The following is a 14,480-nucleotide window of genomic DNA, read 5'->3' as shown; positions in this document are numbered from 1 at the left end:
ACTAGTTCCGCTTCGAACCGGTATAAGTGGTTCCATACACTGGGATCGTGCGTCTATTTCGTGAAGGATCCGGTCGAATCTGCCTCGACTACGTGCGGACGTTGCGCCACCGCGGCTCGCCCGCCGAGGCCGAGGAGTTGACCGATCCGGCGGCGCTGACGGCATGGGTTGCGCAATTCGGCCCCTGGGACCGGGTCGCCGCGACACCTGACGTTCGCGCCGTCGAGTCCGCGCGAACGTTGCGGGAGGCCATCTTTCGGGTGGTCGACCTGGCGCGCACAACTAAGGGCCCGGTACATCCGACCGACCGGGACCGAGCCGTCATCAACAAGGCGGCGAGCCGGTCTGTCCCGATCCCGAGTCTCGACCGGCGCGGGGAATTGCAGTGGACCGCGCCCGACCCGATCGCGGCGGTCCTGGCGACAGTCGCCCGGGACGCGCTAGATCTGGCTACCTCGCCGACCGCCGCCCGAATACGGCGATGCGCGGGCGAGAGTTGCCAGGCCTACTTCGTCGACCTGTCCCGCCCGGGAAACCGACGTTGGTGCTCGATGGATACCTGCGGCAATCGCGCCAAGAAGCGAAACCTGCGGGCCCGGGAGATATCGGCGGAGTAGCGGCACCGCTCGAGCAGCTACGTTGCGCCGACCGGACGGAGCGTGCTCGCGGCTTCGACCGCGTGGCTGCGCCGCAACAAGGCGATCGGGAAGTAGCCGATGGACAGGGCGACCACCGGTGCGGCGAGCACCGCACAGTAGAACGCCATCGTCGCTGGCCAGTGGCGCGCGGCAACGGTGGCACCGAATACCGCGAACGGCCCGGCCATGGCCGCGCCGATCATGAAATCGCCGTCGAAGCTTTCGCCGGACACCGTCAACAAGAACCTGCCCGCCTCGATCAGGGGCTCACCCGACCGGGAGAGCCTCGACTGCTCAGCGACAATTCATTGCGACAGCAACTCACACCAGATTGCTCGACAACAGCTCGACCTGCGGTTCAGCTGCCGTTATCGCTGGCTATCCTGCCAGAGTCCAATCGCGATCGCGCGGATTCGCGGACGAGATGATCAGGGCTCTCGCGGGTCAGATGATGTGGTCGGGCTCCTGGGCGCGCGCAGGGTCCGGCGGATGGCGTTGCGGAGCCAGCGGTGGGCTCCGTCGGCTGTGTGCCGGGGGTGCCATGCCATGCCGATGGTCAGTGGCGGCAGCGTCAGGGGGATGTCGAGGAGGCGCAGTCCGAGGGCGGTCGCGTCATCGGTGAGGGGCGACGAGCCGGCACCGGGGAGTGCGGCAGGTACGAGGCAGACGATGTCGCTGCGGGCGGCGAGGGTCATGGCGGCCAGGTGGCTGGGGAGGACGATGCTGACCCGCCGTTGGAGGTTCTGCTCGGCCAGCGCGGTGTCGAGTGGGCCGGTGAACCGGCCACGGCGGCTGACTGCGACGTGTTGGGCGGCAGCGAGCCGGGCCGGGGTCAAGGGTTCCTCGGTGAGGTGGTGGCCGGGCCGGACGGCCGCCATCATGCGCAGACTGACGAGTTCTTCGACCTGGGTTTCGGGATCTACGTGGTCGATGGACCCGATCTCCAGATCGATCCGGCCGTCGCGGAGTGCAGATCCGGCCTCCAGCTCTTCGGCCCGGAGCCGGAACGAGACCCCCGGCGCCTCCTGCTGGGCCAGTCGCAGCAGTCGGGGGGCCAGTGCCGCCCCGACCAGGTCGGCGGCCTGGAGGGTGAAGGTGCTGGTCAGGGCGGCGGGGTCGACGCCCGTGCCGGGGCTGAGCAGTGCTCCGAGGCTGCGTACCACTGCGGCGGCTTCGTCGCGCAGGGCCTGGGCGCGCGGGGTGGGGACCATGGTCTGGCCGGCCCGGACCAGGAGGGGGTCTTGGAGGATGCGGCGCAGGCGGGCGAGGGTGCGGCTCATGGCGGCAGGCGAGGTGTGCAGGCGGGCGGCGGCGCGGGTGACGCTCTGCTCGGCCAGCAGGGCGTCCAGCGCGATGGCGAGATTGGCGTCGAGGACCGGATCCGGGCGGTTCACCTGCATCATTCCATTTCAGTCAATGATTCAGTGCTGAAGTTCCCATTGTGGCAACGCTTGGTTCTCCGCAGGATGACGGGTGTACCGATCCATCACGACCTGCGAGGCTTTCATGATCGTTATTACTGCCCCGACCGGGAACATCGGCCGTCCCCTGCTCTCCCAGCTCCTGGAGTCCGCCCCCGCCGCGGGTGAGGAATTGCGGGTGATCGTGCGCGATCCCGCGCGGCTCCCGGACCCGGCGCGCGGACGCGTCGAGGTGATCACCGGCTCGCACGCGGACGCCGAGGTCCTCGACCGGGCCTTCGAGGGCGCAGACGCTGTCTTCTGGCTCGTTCCCCCGGACGCCTCCCAGCCCCCGCAGGACGGCTACAGCGGCTTCACCCGCCCCGCTGTGAAGGCGCTCGCCGCGCACGGCGTCGGCCATGTCGTCGGGGTCTCCGCGCTCGGCCGCGGTACTCCGGTCGCCGACCGCGCCGGCCTGGTCACCGCCTCCCTCGCCATGGACGACCTCATCGCCGGCGCAGGCGTCGCCTACCGGGCCCTGGCCAACCCGTCCTTCTTCGAGAACCTCCTGGAGGAGTCCGACTCGATCCGCGACAGGGGCGTGTTCACCGACGTTGTCGACGCCGACCGCAAAGCCCCCCTCGTCGCTGTCGCCGACATCGCGACCGTCGCCGCCGGCCTGCTGCTGGACCGCTCGTGGACCGGCATCGACAGCGTCCCCGTCCTCGGGCCGCAGGACCTGTCCCCCAACGACCTGGCCCGCATCATGACCGAACAGCTCGGCCGCCCCGTCCGCTACGAACGCCAGTCGCTCGACGAGCTGTACACCACCCTCGTCGGTTATGGCCTCGACGAGGCGTTCGTCCAGGGTGTCGTCGACATGAAGCGGGCCAAGGACCAGGGCCTCGACGCCGGAGTCGCCCGCACCCCGGACACCGCGTCCCCCACCAGCTTCGAGCAGTGGTGCGCCCAGACCCTCGGGCCCGCTGTCCGCTCCTGAGGCCCACCATTCGTCGCCCGGAACCCATGGTGCCCAGCGCACCAAGACCACCTACACCTTTGGAGGCACCCTGATGCCCACTGAAAAAACCGAACCACCGGTCACGGCGTTCATACTCGTCAAGACCACACCCGAGTGGCTCGCTCTGACCGTCCAGGAACGTGCGGACGCCTTCACCACCCAGGTCCTGCCCGCCATCGAGGCCAAGACCACCGGCGTACGGTCACGCTTCTACGACACCGAGTTCTACTCCGCACGCATCACCGACGTCTGGGTATGGGAAGCAGAAGACCACCACGCCTACCAGCTCCTCATCGACGCACTGCGCGAAACCCCGTTCTGGGATCGCTATTTCGAGGTCATCGACCTCCTCGTCGGCACCGAGAACGGCTACGCCCGAACCTACGGCCTCGAACCCGTCGCCACCATCACCACCTGAACCCCGCGAGCCCCGTGCGACCGGGCCGATGTCAACCGGCCGGAGGACACGATTTTCGAGACCCGACACGTACGGTTTCAACCACGGGCCATGTCGACAAACCGAGACAGATGCAACTGGTGTGCGACAGTGATGGTTGCTGTCGGTCCGTTACGGTGCTTACCGACAATCAAGTCCGCCTCACCGCCGCGCGGGTCGTCTCGTTCGAACGCATCCGGCCGATGCAACAGAATGACCATATCCGCGTCCTGCTCGAGCGATCCGGATTCGCGAAGGTCGGACACCATGGGGCGCTTATCGGTTCGCTGTTCGGGACCACGGTTCAGCTGACTGATCGCGATTACCGGAACCTCGAGTTCCTTGGCGAGGAGCTTCAGGTTTCGCGAGAAATCCGAGACTTCCTGCTGTCGGGATTCGACCTTTTTACCCGAGGTCATCAGCTGGAGGTAGTCCACCACAACGAGTTTCAGGTCATGGCGTTGCTTCAACCGCCGCGCCTTGGCACGAATCTCCATCATGGTGAGATTGGGCGAATCATCGACGAACAGTGGCGCTTCACTGATCTCACTCATCCGCCGTGCCAGCTTCGTCCAGTCGTCATCACTCATCCGACCCGACCGCATATCACCGAGCTTGATCTTCGCCTCCGCCGAAAGCAGCCGCATCACGATCTCGGTGCGACTCATCTCCAGCGAAAAAATAACGCTCGCCAAACCATGCTTGATCGAGCAACTCCGCATGAAATCCATACCCAGCGTCGACTTTCCGACGCCGGGGCGAGCGGCGACGATGATCATTTGGCCGGGGTGCAGGCCGTTGGTGAGTTCGTCGAGTTCGGTGAAGCCGGTGGGAACGCCGAGGGAGATGCCGCCGCGGGAGGCGATGGAGTCGATTTCGTCCATCGTCGGTTGCAGGAGTTCCTCGAGGGGGAGGAAGTCTTCGGTGGTGCGGCGTTCGGTGACCTCGTAGACCTCGGCCTGGGCGCGGTCGACGACCTCGGCGATGTCCTGGCCGTCGGCGCCCGCGTAGCCGTATTGGACGATGCGGGTGCCTGCCTCGACGAGGCGGCGCAGAATCGCCTTCTCGGCAACGATTTCGGCGTAGTAGCCCGCATTCGCGGCGGTGGGGACGGTCTGGGTGAGGGTGACCAGATAGGGCGGGCCGCCGATGCGCTTGAGTTCGCCGCGGCGGTCCAGACCCGCGGACACCGTGACCGGGTCGGCGGGTTCGCCGCGGCCGTAGAGATCGAGAATGGTGTCGTAGACCGCTTGGTGGGCGGGACGGTAGAAATCGCCGGGGCGCAGCACCTCGACGACGTCGGCGATCGCGTCTTTGCTCAGCAACATGCCGCCGAGCACGGACTGCTCGGCCGCCATATCGTGCGGGGGCTGCCTGCCGAAGTCTTCACCGGGCGGTTCGGGCGGATAGTCCGTATGCCCGCGGTCATCGGTGGTGGTCACCAGACTCGACCGTCCTCTCTCGCCACATGCAGGCCGCTGAAAACGCCTACCCGCCGACCCTATTGATCACTCGTTGTACTCCCGGGCTCCGACACATTCGGCAGCGGACCGCGGTCGAGTGACCTCCTTAGAGGGTCTCACCTGCGGTTCCAGCAAACCGCCGCGACAGGTGCCGAATCATGCCGTTCCGGGTGGTGCGTGCATGATGTTGCGACGAACCTAGGCGACCCGATGGGCAGTCGCCAAACCGCAATGTGCACACACCTGTGGATAAGTTGGGGACTGTTTACCTGGCGTTGTGCACCCCCTGTGTACAACTTGGGGAAAACCCAGGTCACGCCGTTCAAACACGCTGATAGATATCGATTTCTTGATCTATCCACGTGTGGATGAATCGAGTGCGGCGTGTCGGTCTAGTTGAACAGCCGGGCGTGTTGTAGGTAAACAGCGTGTTCTGCGGCTATGGCGTAGATCACATTGCGTCCGGTTGGTTTTCTTGGCGATCCACAAGCTGAATAACCGGTGGTAGAGCCGATAGCAGCGAGTTGCCGAGAATGGTCCAGATCACCGTTTCGACCTTTCGCAAACAATTGGCTATTTCACCGAAAGGTATAGCTCATCGAGGCGCCGGCCGACATGGGATCGATGCCGCACAGTCGAAAGCCACCCTTGTGCCGAAACACAAGAGTGGCCTTCGAATGAACTCAGTTTGCCGCGACCTGCAGGTCGAACTTCGCGACCACATCGGGGTGCAGGTGCACCACGACGTTGTGCTTGCCGACCGTCTTGATGTGCGACTTCGGCAGCTCGATGCTGCGCTTGTCGACGACCGGACCACCGGCCGTCTTGATGGCGGCGGCGACGTCCGACTGGGTGACCGAACCGAACAGCTTGCCGGTGCCGGCGGTCTTGACCGACAGCGAAACCGCCGCCAGGCCCTCGATGGCCTGCTTCAGCTCGTTGGCGTGATCCAGGTCGCGCACCTTGCGCGCGTCCTGCGCCCGACGGATGCCCTCGACCTGCTTCTGCGCGCCACGGCTGGCCACGATCGCCAGGCCGCGGGGCAGCAGGTAGTTGCGGCCGTAGCCGTCCTTGACCTCCACGGTGTCACCGGGGGCACCGAGGTTGTCCACATCAGCAGTAAGAATCAACTTCATTGCGATGCCTCCCTTCTCAGCGAGCCGTCGACACGTAGGGCAGCAGGGCCACCTCACGCGAGTTCTTCACGGCAACGGCGACGTCGCGCTGGTGCTGCACGCAGTTGCCGGTGACCCGGCGAGCGCGGATCTTGCCGCGATCACTGACGTACTTCCGCAGCAGGGCGGTGTCCTTGTAATCGATATTGACGGTGCCGGACTTGGCTTCCTTGCAGAAGGTGCAAGCCTTCTTCTTCAGCACCTTTTCGCGCGCGGGCGCTTTAGGCATGGTTACTCCGTAATCAAATGATGGGCTGATCGTTTCGAGCGAATGCAAGCAGTCGCTACGGAATCAATTCAGGCCGATGTGAGCCGTTCTCAGAACGGCGGTTCGTCGTCTACGCGGCCGCCCCCGAAGGAGCCCGCCGCGGGTGCGCTGCCCCACGGGTCGTCGTCGGCGCCGCCGGAACGGCTGCCGCCACCACCACCGGCCGGAGCGAAGTTGCCCCCGCCGCCACCGGAACCGAAGCCACCCCCGCCCCCGCCGCCGCGGCTCGCCTTGGCGACCTTCGCGGTGGCGTAGCGCAGCGATGGACCGACCTCGTCGACCTCGAGCTCGACGACCGTGCGCTTCTCACCCTCGCGGGTTTCGTAGGAGCGCTGCTTCAGTCGTCCGCTCACGATCACACGGGCGCCTCGGGTCAGGCTTTCGGCGACATTCTCCGCAGCTTCACGCCAGATGTTGCAGCGCAGGAAAAGCGCTTCGCCGTCTTTCCATTCATTCGAATTACGGTCGAACACGCGGGGAGTCGATGCGACGGTGAAATTCGCCACCGCCGCGCCCGCGGGCGTGAATCGAAGTTCGGGATCGGCCGTCAAGTTTCCGATGACGGTGATGACCGTGTCGCCTGCCATGTGGTTCCTCCTGCTCGGTATGCAGTCCGCAGTGCACTCGCTTTGCGCTAGAGCCTAGAGACAGGCACCGACGCAATCGAGGGTCACTTGCCGTGGCGCAGAACCTTGGTGCGCAGCACCGACTCGTTGAGACCCAGCTGGCGGTCGAGCTCGCTCACCGTGGCGGGCTCGGCGGTCAGATCGACCACGGCGTAGATGCCTTCGGCCTGCTTGGCGATCTCGTAGGCGAGCCGGCGGCGGCCCCAGATGTCGACCTTGTCGACCTTGCCGCCATCGGTCTTGACGACGCTCAACATGTTGTCCAGCGACGGACCAACAGTGCGCTCGTCCAGGCTCGGATCGAGGATGACCATCACTTCGTAATGACGCACGGACCAATCACCTCCTGTGGACTAGGAAACGGCCACGGACGGTCCGTGGCAGGAGGGTCGTTGCGTCAGCAACCCGACAAGGCTACATGAACGCCCGTTGAGCAGCGAAATCGATGCTCGAGACAGTGCCCGTATGGTCATTGGTGGGGGGAAGCACGGGCGTCGTCGCACGGTGCGGCCTAGGGTGGTGCCCATGCCGACCGGACTCGCCACCCGCGACAGGATCGTCGGGGGAGTGACGCGCAGCGCGGCCTTGGCCGCGGTGGTGGTGTTGCTGTGCGGGCTCACGTTGGCGCTCGCGTATGCGAACAAAGCGCGGTGCGCGGGTGCGCCGTTCGCCGAGAACGGTCGCAGTGCGGTCTTCGATGTGATCAAGGATTCGGACGTCTGTTATTCCGATATCCAATTCCTGTGGCTCGGTCGTGATATCGATCGGCACGTCTTTCCGTACATCGATGGCGGCATCACCGATGACGGCACGCTGACCGGTGGCGCGGTCGAATATCCGGTGCTCAGCGGTGTGCTGATGTGGCTCGGTGCGGTCGGCGCCGATAACGACGCGGAATTCCTGCTGCATTCGGCATTGCTGTTGGCGCCGTTCGCCTTGTTGACCGCCTGGCTGCTGGTCCGGCTGGCCGGGCGGGCGGCGCTGCTGTGGGCGGCCGGCCCGCCGCTGGTGCTCTACGCATTCCACAACTGGGAGCTACCCGTGGTCTGCATGGCGGTCGCCGCGGTGTACGTGGTGACCGCGCTGACTCGATATTCGTTGCGTACCAGGGGAATTCTGGCCGCGGTGCTGCTCGGTATCGGGTTTTGTCTCAAGCTTTATCCGGGCATCTTCGTGCTGCCGTTGCTGGCTTATGTGCTCACCGGCGGTCCGCGCGATATGGATGATCCGACGCCGAATCGATTCGATGTGCGCGGTGCGCTGCTGACCGCCGCCGCGGCCGTCGGCACGGTGGTCGTGGTGAATCTGCCGTTCGCACTCGCCGGTTACGACGGCTGGCGCGCATCGATCACCTTCCAGCAATTGCGCCAGGCCGATATCACCACGAATTCCATTTGGTACTGGGGACTTCGGCAGCTGTTCGGCCAGGATGCCGACGGCGAGAGCGCATTTCAGCATGCGGTCTCGATAGCCTCGCCGGCTCTGGTACTGACCTCCTTCGCGCTGGCAATGTGGTTGGGGTGGAAGCGATTCACGATGACCGGCACCTTCCCGTGGATCGGGGTCAGCGGGGCGATGCTGTGCGGATTCCTGCTGTTCCATAAGGTGCATTCGCCGCAGTACACGCTGTGGTTGGTGCCGTTCATGGTTCTGCTCGAGGTGCCGTGGGCGGCGATCGGCGCGTATCTGATCGCCGACGCCGCGATCGGTATCGGCGTATTCCGGTATTTCTATTCGATCGGATCCGGCAATTCGGTGGATTCGATGGAGAACGTCGTGCAGTTCGGCGTCTGGGGACGTGCCGCCCTGCTCGTGGTGTTCTTCTTCCTGTTCGTGCGTGCGATACCGCGCGGATTCCGACCCGAACCGCCGCGGATACCCCGATTCGAACCCGGCAGCCTGGTACCGGTGGGCTAGCACGAACCTGGGTCAGTCGGCGTGTCTGGCGCGGAAGGCTGCGCTTTTGGCGCGGTTGCCGCAGATGGTCATATCGCACCAGCGGCGCGACTTACCGCGTGAGGTATCGAGATACAACCGCGTGCATTCGACGCGGCCGCATTCCTTGATCAACCTCCGCTCCGGCCCGCCGAGCAGTTCGATTGCGGACCGGGCGATTGCGGCGAGTGCGGCGTCCGGAGCACCGTGGCGGGTGATCGTCGCGTCGGATCGCAAAGTGAGCCGGGGGAGTTCGCCGGCTGCGAGTTCGTTGACGATCTTGCGGTCGGCTTCCGCGAACGGTTCGTCGTGGACTGCGGCCGAGGCCAGTCGATAGCCCGCCTCGCGCAGGCGTATGGCCCGGTCGAGTGTCGCCGCATCGCAGTGCGGTGCGGTGTCGAGCAGGTCGGCGGCGAGCAGCCACTCGTCCAGATCCTCCGGAGTGGTGAGGAAGTCGTCGAACATCGTGGCACGGGCCTTGACCGTGCCTGCGAAGTCCAGGGCGAGGTTACCGCTCACGAAAGCGAACACCCTCCGATAGTAACCACCTTGACAGGTTACGTGCAAAGATGCGACGGTTGGTAACCGCCTCAGATGGTTATCAGGCCTGTAGGAGTGGAAGTGAAGACGCAGCTCTTGGACCCGCTGTTCCGAGCGACCGACAAGTCCTCCCTTGCGGCAGGCATGCAACCACTGTTCGTCGTGCTGTGGAGCAGCGCCTTCATCGCCGGGGTCATCGGTGTCGGCGCGGCACCGCCGATGATGGTGCTGTTCGCGCGCTTCGCCATCGCGGCGGTCCTGCTTGCGGTGTACGCCACCGTGATTCGCGCGAGTTGGCCGAGCGCGGGCCAGCTCAAACATGTCGTCGTCGCGGGTCTGCTGATGCAGATCGTGCAGTTCGGCGCGTTCTACACGGCGATGAGCCTGCATGTTTCGGCCGCCATCATCGCCCTGGTGCAGGGACTAAATCCGGTCGTCATCGCTTTGCTGGCCGGATTCATCGGCGAAACCGTCACGGCGCGACAGTGGTTCGGCTTCGGTATCGGTGGTGTCGGCGTCGGCTTGGCCGTACTCGACCAATCGAGCATGTCACTGGTCGGACTGCTGCTGTGCGTGATCGGCTTGCTCGGCCTCAGCGTCGGCACGATCTACCAGAAACGCTTTGTACCGCAGGTCGACTCGCGCGCCACCACCGCCATCCACATGGCGGCGAGCGCACCGATTGCGGGCATATCGGCTTGGGGCACCGGCCAATTGCACATCTGGGACGCGACGCGATTCGCGGAATCGCTCACCTGGATGGTGCTGGTCAATTCGATGGTTGCATTCCTGCTGCTGAACGCGATGCTGAAGCGTTGGGAGGCAACGCGAGTCGGGCGTCTGTTCTTCGCGACTCCCGCGGTCACCGCCGTGCTGGCCTGGCTGTTCATCGATCAGCCGCTGCGGCCCCTCGCCGCCGCCGGACTCGGCGTCGGACTGATCGGCATGGTGTTCGCCTCGCGCCGCCCGACGCCCGCGATCGATCAGCGGCAGCCGGTACCCGTGCGCTGAATTACTTCCTGGCGGCGTGCCAGTTCATGCCCCAGTTGTACGCCTCGTCGATCGCGCGCTGAGCACCGTTGATGTAGTTCACTTCCCGGTGCACGGTGATGCCCGAGCCCTGATTCTGCAGCAGGGCGATCGCACAGGACCGCGCACCGTCCACGGCGGAGTCCAGCCGGACCTCGATCTGCGGACCGGAGGTGGGGAACAGCGTCACCACAGCGTCGGCCGCGGCCCAGTTCGGCACGCCCTCGTAAATGAATGCGAAGATCAGAATGCGCCGGAACACCTCGGGCCGAGCGAGATTGATGTGCATATTCTCGCCGCCGGCCGATGCGCCGCTGCGATCGTCGCTGTCGAGCTGGATGAACGGCTCGGACTCCAGTGCGCCGAAATTATTGCCGACGGCCTGCACCGCACCCTTTGCGCCGCTGGACAATTCGTACAGACACCCCAGGTCCAGATCGACGGCCTTGGAGCGCCGGAAAAAGCCCTTCGGACCACTGGACCAGTTCAGATTGACCCGCATCGTGCCCTGCTGATCACCGGGTTTGGTTAGGGTTGTGCTCGGCGTGGCCTTCGACAAGGTCACCTTGGACAGGTTCACGCCCGGAGTTTCGTTCGACATCGCCATTCCCCCCTCGGGAAAAGAAAAGCGGCAGCGGCTGGGGCCGCTGCCGCTCGAGTTCTTCGGCTACCCGCCGGAATTCAGGCTACCGGGGTGACCTCTCGTGCGCTCTCCACTTCATCGGCATCGTCGCGCCGATTCCGAATGATGCTGGTAATGAACGCCGCGCCGATGAACGCCACGCCGACGAGACCGGTGACGACTTCGTTGATATGCACGCCGATCGAGACGAACAGGATGACCGCCAGCGCGCCGATCGCCCAGTGCGCGCCGTGCTCCAAGTACACGTACTCCGACAGCGTGCCCTTGCGCACCAGGTACACGGTGATCGAACGAACGAACATGGCGCCGATCAGACCGAGGCCGAGCGCGATGATGATCGGGTCGGAGGTGATGGCGAAGGCGCCGATGACACCGTCGAAGGAGAACGACGCGTCGAGCACCTCGAGATACAGGAACAGGAAGAACGCCGCCTTACCCGCGGCCTTGACCAGCTGCGACGGACCGCCTTCCGCGGATTCTTCGAACTCCTCGGTGTGGAACAGCGAACCGAGGCCGTCGACCACGATGTAGGTGATCATGCCGAGCAGACCGGCGACCAGAACGGTGGCGCGCTCCTCGTCGCCCGCGATGAATTCCGCGGTGAGCACCAGGCCGACGCTCGCGACGACCACCGAGAGCATATCCAGCTTGCCGAGCTGGGCCAGCGGCTTCTCCAGCCAGGACAGCCAGGTGATTTCGCGTTCCTCGAAAATGAAGTTCAGGAACAGCAGCAGCAAGAACATGCCGCCGAATGCGGCGATCTGCGGGTGCGCGTCGGTGAGCAGCTTCTCGTAGCTGGGGCTGCCGTCCGGGAAGACCAGCGCGTCATCGGCGGGCGGATTCAGCGCCAGGTCGAACGCCTTCACCGGGGTCAGGCCCGCGGTGATCCAGACGATCGCCAACGGGAAGACCAACCGCATGCCGAAGACGGCGATGACCACGCCGACGGTGAGGAAGATCCGCTGCCAGAACTCGTTCATTCGCTCGAGCACGGTGGCGTTGATGACCGCATTGTCGAACGACAGTGAGACCTCGAGGACACCGAGGATGGCGGCCAGCGCCAGCGCTGTCGGCCCGCCGTACAGGAATGCCACGATGAGTGATATCACCGTGACAACGATGGACATGCCGAATATGCGCAGGACCACGCGGAGACCCTTTCCGTGCGGCGGTCGAATGTCTGTCCGAGCGCGCCTTTGCCGATGTAACCCGAGGGCCGTACCAACCCGCGGTCGCGATGACGATTCCAGCGTGGTCGCGGAACCGTCGATTGTCCAACGGAGCGGCGAGGCAAATCGTTCCGTGTACATGCGAGCAGGGGGCCCGTCGCCGAGCCCCCTGCATTGACCAGTACGTCTTAGACGTTCACGCCGTAGTCACGGGCGATACCCGCCAGACCCGAGGCGTAGCCCTGCCCGATGGCGCGGAACTTCCACTCGGCGCCGTTGCGGTACAGCTCGCCGAAGACCATGGCCGTCTCGGTGGAAGCGTCCTCGGACAGGTCGTAGCGGGCCAGCTCGGTGCCGTTGGCCTGGTCGACAACGCGGATGTAGGCGTTGCGCACCTGGCCGAAGGACTGCTGCCGGGTGTCCGCGTCGTAGATCGAGACCGGGAAGAAGATGCTCTCGATGGTCGGCGGGGTGTTGGCCAGGTCGACCTTGATCACCTCGTCGTCGCCTTCGCCCTCACCGGTCAGGTTGTCACCGAGGTGCTCGATGGAGCCCTCCGGCGACTTGAGGTTGTTGAAGAAGATGAAGTGCTTGTCGGACACGACCTTCTTGTCCCCACCGGTCGCGATCGCACTGGCATCGAGATCGAAGTCGGTGCCGGTGGTCGTACGAATATCCCACCCGAGCCCGACGGATACAGCGGTAAGGTTCGGCGCCGCCTTCGTCAGCGAGACATTGCCGCCCTTGGACAAACTGACACCCATGCGGGGTTCCCTTTCAATAGACGTCTGTGGTTCCCAGCATTGTCCGAATCGCCGGGTACGCCTTACGACAGTAGTAGGTTTCGGCAATCTTGCGTAGGAACTGGTGTATCCCCGGCGGACTAGTCCACCGCCTAACATCGGGGCGTGGCAGGCCGTAGGCGTGGATGGTTCCGGTCGTCCGGGAACAATGAATGGATTGCACAGGCCCGGTCGACGCTGGCGGCCGCGTTCCTGGATATGGATCGGCGCCAGAGCGCGGCCGAGGCTGCGGTGCACGCCTGCGAACAGGTGTTTCCCGAGCGACGGATGAGCGGGAAATGGGAACCCGTGCGCAGCAGGTGCTACGACGCCGCAGGCGCATATCTGACGTTCACCGAGGAACTGGATAACGCCGAGCGCGACGACACGCCGATGCCACAGGGACAACCGCGGGTGGACACCCTGGTACGGCAGCTGACCGACGCGGCCCGTGCCGTCGACGAGTTCTATCGCGGTAATCAGTCCCAGCTCGAACATGCCGTCGCGGTGCTCGGCACGGTGCCGCAATTCGCACAGCAAGTGAAGATCGCGGCCGCCGGTGTGCGCAGGCAGGCCGCCGAATCCGAATATGCCGGCTACCCGTCGGTGCGCCAGTACGCGGCGGCGGTGGATGAGTCGCTGCTCACACTGGAGGCGCTCGGTTCCGAGGCGCCCGCGGCCAATGTCCGGGAGGCCGCCAACCGTCTGGAATCGGCGACGAAAGCGCTGGCAGAAGCGTTGGCGCAGGCGCCATCTCGGGCCGCGGCGGCGGCCAACGCAATTACCTCGGTGGCCACCAGATCGGCCGCGGTGCACACCCGGGGCGAACGGGTGGCACCGGCCTACTCGGAGTTGCTCCGCGAGTTCAATGCTGCGAGTTCGGCGGATCTGGCTAACAATGGGCAGGAAAGCAAAAAGGCAATCGATGCCGCGGATGCCGCCCTGGTGCGGGCGCGTGCGGCGGCGGCCGAAAACAATCCGGAGTCCGCACTTGATCTGACCACATCCGCACGGGGGTACCTCACCGAGGCCGAACACTTGATCGACGCCGTCACCAAACGGCTGACATTGCTGCGTGAAGTCCGTGAGAATCCGCAAGAGAAGGCCAAGGCCGTACGATTTCGGCTGCGGGACGCACAAATGCTCGCGGTGAGCCGCGGGCTCGTCGGCGAATGGGGATCTGTGCTCGATGCACAGGTGGACCGGATCGATCGAATCACCGAAAACCTGTCGGGGCGCCATCCCGACTACTGGGCCTATGTGGCCGAATTGGATACCGTCGCGGAGTTCGTAGCCGGGGTAGTGGATCGAATGAGAAAACAAGCAGGACCACGACGAGAATGAGGCCAGGGTTA

Annotated in this window: 17 protein-coding genes; 6 read left to right on the top strand and 11 right to left on the bottom strand. The window is 64.9% G+C overall.

Translation table 11 applies throughout. From position 1 onward, the window contains the following. The first annotated feature begins 47 nt into the window (after positions 1-47). Positions 48-617 carry a CGNR zinc finger domain-containing protein gene (locus ACIBW7_RS01225; RefSeq protein WP_397042915.1) on the top strand — a complete coding sequence of 190 codons (570 nt, stop codon included), beginning with the start codon at positions 48-50 and terminating at the stop codon, positions 615-617. Between the two features lie 17 nt (positions 618-634). Here the strand turns inward: ACIBW7_RS01225 and ACIBW7_RS01220 are convergent, their stop codons facing one another. Then, positions 635-871, bottom strand: a complete 237-nt coding sequence (locus tag ACIBW7_RS01220; protein ID WP_397042913.1) for a hypothetical protein — start codon at positions 869-871, stop codon at positions 635-637. A gap of 195 nt (positions 872-1,066) precedes the next feature. Then, positions 1,067-2,041: a LysR family transcriptional regulator gene (locus ACIBW7_RS01215; protein WP_397042912.1), complete on the bottom strand. Its 975-nt coding sequence runs from the start codon at positions 2,039-2,041 to the stop codon at positions 1,067-1,069. A 103-nt stretch (positions 2,042-2,144) separates the two neighbouring features. Between ACIBW7_RS01215 and ACIBW7_RS01210 the strand changes: the two genes are divergently transcribed. Continuing rightward, the gene (locus tag ACIBW7_RS01210) at positions 2,145-3,038 is read left to right on the top strand and encodes an NAD(P)H-binding protein (protein ID WP_397042910.1); all 894 of its coding nucleotides are present in this window, start codon (positions 2,145-2,147) and stop codon (positions 3,036-3,038) included. A 73-nt stretch (positions 3,039-3,111) separates the two neighbouring features. Next, the gene (locus ACIBW7_RS01205; RefSeq protein WP_397042908.1) at positions 3,112-3,477 is read left to right on the top strand and encodes a darcynin family protein; all 366 of its coding nucleotides are present in this window, start codon (positions 3,112-3,114) and stop codon (positions 3,475-3,477) included. A 77-nt stretch (positions 3,478-3,554) separates the two neighbouring features. On the opposite strand, the gene dnaB is transcribed toward ACIBW7_RS01205, so the two are convergent. From dnaB to rpsF, 5 genes are all read right to left on the bottom strand, one after another. Next, positions 3,555-4,937, bottom strand: coding sequence for a replicative DNA helicase (gene dnaB / locus ACIBW7_RS01200; RefSeq protein WP_397042906.1), 1,383 nt, complete (start codon positions 4,935-4,937; stop codon positions 3,555-3,557). A 704-nt stretch (positions 4,938-5,641) separates the two neighbouring features. Continuing rightward, the gene (gene rplI, locus ACIBW7_RS01195; RefSeq protein ID WP_397042904.1) at positions 5,642-6,094 is read right to left on the bottom strand and encodes a 50S ribosomal protein L9; all 453 of its coding nucleotides are present in this window, start codon (positions 6,092-6,094) and stop codon (positions 5,642-5,644) included. 16 nt (positions 6,095-6,110) lie between these two features. Beyond that, positions 6,111-6,362: a 30S ribosomal protein S18 gene (rpsR, locus tag ACIBW7_RS01190; protein ID WP_040697505.1), complete on the bottom strand. Its 252-nt coding sequence runs from the start codon at positions 6,360-6,362 to the stop codon at positions 6,111-6,113. Positions 6,363-6,451: 89 nt separating this feature from the next. After that, positions 6,452-6,988 carry a single-stranded DNA-binding protein gene (locus ACIBW7_RS01185; protein ID WP_040697503.1) on the bottom strand — a complete coding sequence of 179 codons (537 nt, stop codon included), beginning with the start codon at positions 6,986-6,988 and terminating at the stop codon, positions 6,452-6,454. Between the two features lie 83 nt (positions 6,989-7,071). After that, positions 7,072-7,359 (bottom strand): 30S ribosomal protein S6, encoded by a 288-nt coding sequence (gene rpsF, locus ACIBW7_RS01180; RefSeq protein WP_040697500.1) that lies wholly within the window; start codon positions 7,357-7,359, stop codon positions 7,072-7,074. A 193-nt stretch (positions 7,360-7,552) separates the two neighbouring features. Between rpsF and ACIBW7_RS01175 the strand changes: the two genes are divergently transcribed. Continuing rightward, complete coding sequence (locus tag ACIBW7_RS01175; protein WP_397042901.1) at positions 7,553-8,944, top strand: hypothetical protein; 1,392 nt, start codon at positions 7,553-7,555, stop codon at positions 8,942-8,944. A 12-nt stretch (positions 8,945-8,956) separates the two neighbouring features. Here ACIBW7_RS01175 and ACIBW7_RS01170 read toward each other — a convergent pair whose 3' ends face one another. After that, entirely contained in the window at positions 8,957-9,493 is a 537-nt protein-coding gene (locus ACIBW7_RS01170; RefSeq protein WP_397042899.1) for a CGNR zinc finger domain-containing protein, read from the bottom strand. 90 nt (positions 9,494-9,583) lie between these two features. Between ACIBW7_RS01170 and ACIBW7_RS01165 the strand changes: the two genes are divergently transcribed. Next, on the top strand, positions 9,584-10,513 hold the full coding sequence (locus ACIBW7_RS01165; protein WP_397042897.1) for a DMT family transporter: 930 nt from the start codon (positions 9,584-9,586) through the stop codon (positions 10,511-10,513). Position 10,514: 1 nt separating this feature from the next. Here the strand turns inward: ACIBW7_RS01165 and ACIBW7_RS01160 are convergent, their stop codons facing one another. From ACIBW7_RS01160 to ACIBW7_RS01150, 3 genes are all read right to left on the bottom strand, one after another. Further along, positions 10,515-11,132, bottom strand: coding sequence for a Tellurium resistance (locus ACIBW7_RS01160; protein WP_397042895.1), 618 nt, complete (start codon positions 11,130-11,132; stop codon positions 10,515-10,517). A gap of 80 nt (positions 11,133-11,212) precedes the next feature. Further along, positions 11,213-12,322 carry a DUF475 domain-containing protein gene (locus ACIBW7_RS01155; RefSeq protein WP_397042893.1) on the bottom strand — a complete coding sequence of 370 codons (1,110 nt, stop codon included), beginning with the start codon at positions 12,320-12,322 and terminating at the stop codon, positions 11,213-11,215. Between the two features lie 209 nt (positions 12,323-12,531). Continuing rightward, positions 12,532-13,107: a TerD family protein gene (locus ACIBW7_RS01150; RefSeq protein ID WP_063042648.1), complete on the bottom strand. Its 576-nt coding sequence runs from the start codon at positions 13,105-13,107 to the stop codon at positions 12,532-12,534. Between the two features lie 144 nt (positions 13,108-13,251). Here ACIBW7_RS01150 and ACIBW7_RS01145 point away from each other — a divergent pair, with 144 nt between their 5' ends. After that, positions 13,252-14,469, top strand: coding sequence for a hypothetical protein (locus ACIBW7_RS01145; RefSeq protein WP_397042891.1), 1,218 nt, complete (start codon positions 13,252-13,254; stop codon positions 14,467-14,469). The last annotated feature ends 11 nt before the right edge of the window (positions 14,470-14,480 follow it).

The sequence above is a fragment of the Nocardia sp. NPDC049526 genome, assembly GCF_044465765.1.
GTDB lineage: Bacteria > Actinomycetota > Actinomycetes > Mycobacteriales > Mycobacteriaceae > Nocardia.
Note: the sequence above shows the minus strand (reverse complement) of the source record. Positions and strands in the feature narration are given on the sequence as shown.

Coding starts and splice junctions, on each gene's coding strand:
- ACIBW7_RS01210 (WP_397042910.1), top strand. CDS start 2,145: ATGATCGTTATTACTGCCCCGACCGGGAACATCGGCCGTCCCCTGCTC.
- ACIBW7_RS01215 (WP_397042912.1), bottom strand. CDS start 2,041: ATGATGCAGGTGAACCGCCCGGATCCGGTCCTCGACGCCAATCTCGCC.
- ACIBW7_RS01160 (WP_397042895.1), bottom strand. CDS start 11,132: ATGTCGAACGAAACTCCGGGCGTGAACCTGTCCAAGGTGACCTTGTCG.
- ACIBW7_RS01175 (WP_397042901.1), top strand. CDS start 7,553: ATGCCGACCGGACTCGCCACCCGCGACAGGATCGTCGGGGGAGTGACG.
- ACIBW7_RS01185 (WP_040697503.1), bottom strand. CDS start 6,988: ATGGCAGGCGACACGGTCATCACCGTCATCGGAAACTTGACGGCCGAT.
- ACIBW7_RS01205 (WP_397042908.1), top strand. CDS start 3,112: ATGCCCACTGAAAAAACCGAACCACCGGTCACGGCGTTCATACTCGTC.
- rplI (WP_397042904.1), bottom strand. CDS start 6,094: ATGAAGTTGATTCTTACTGCTGATGTGGACAACCTCGGTGCCCCCGGT.
- ACIBW7_RS01150 (WP_063042648.1), bottom strand. CDS start 13,107: ATGGGTGTCAGTTTGTCCAAGGGCGGCAATGTCTCGCTGACGAAGGCG.
- rpsR (WP_040697505.1), bottom strand. CDS start 6,362: ATGCCTAAAGCGCCCGCGCGCGAAAAGGTGCTGAAGAAGAAGGCTTGC.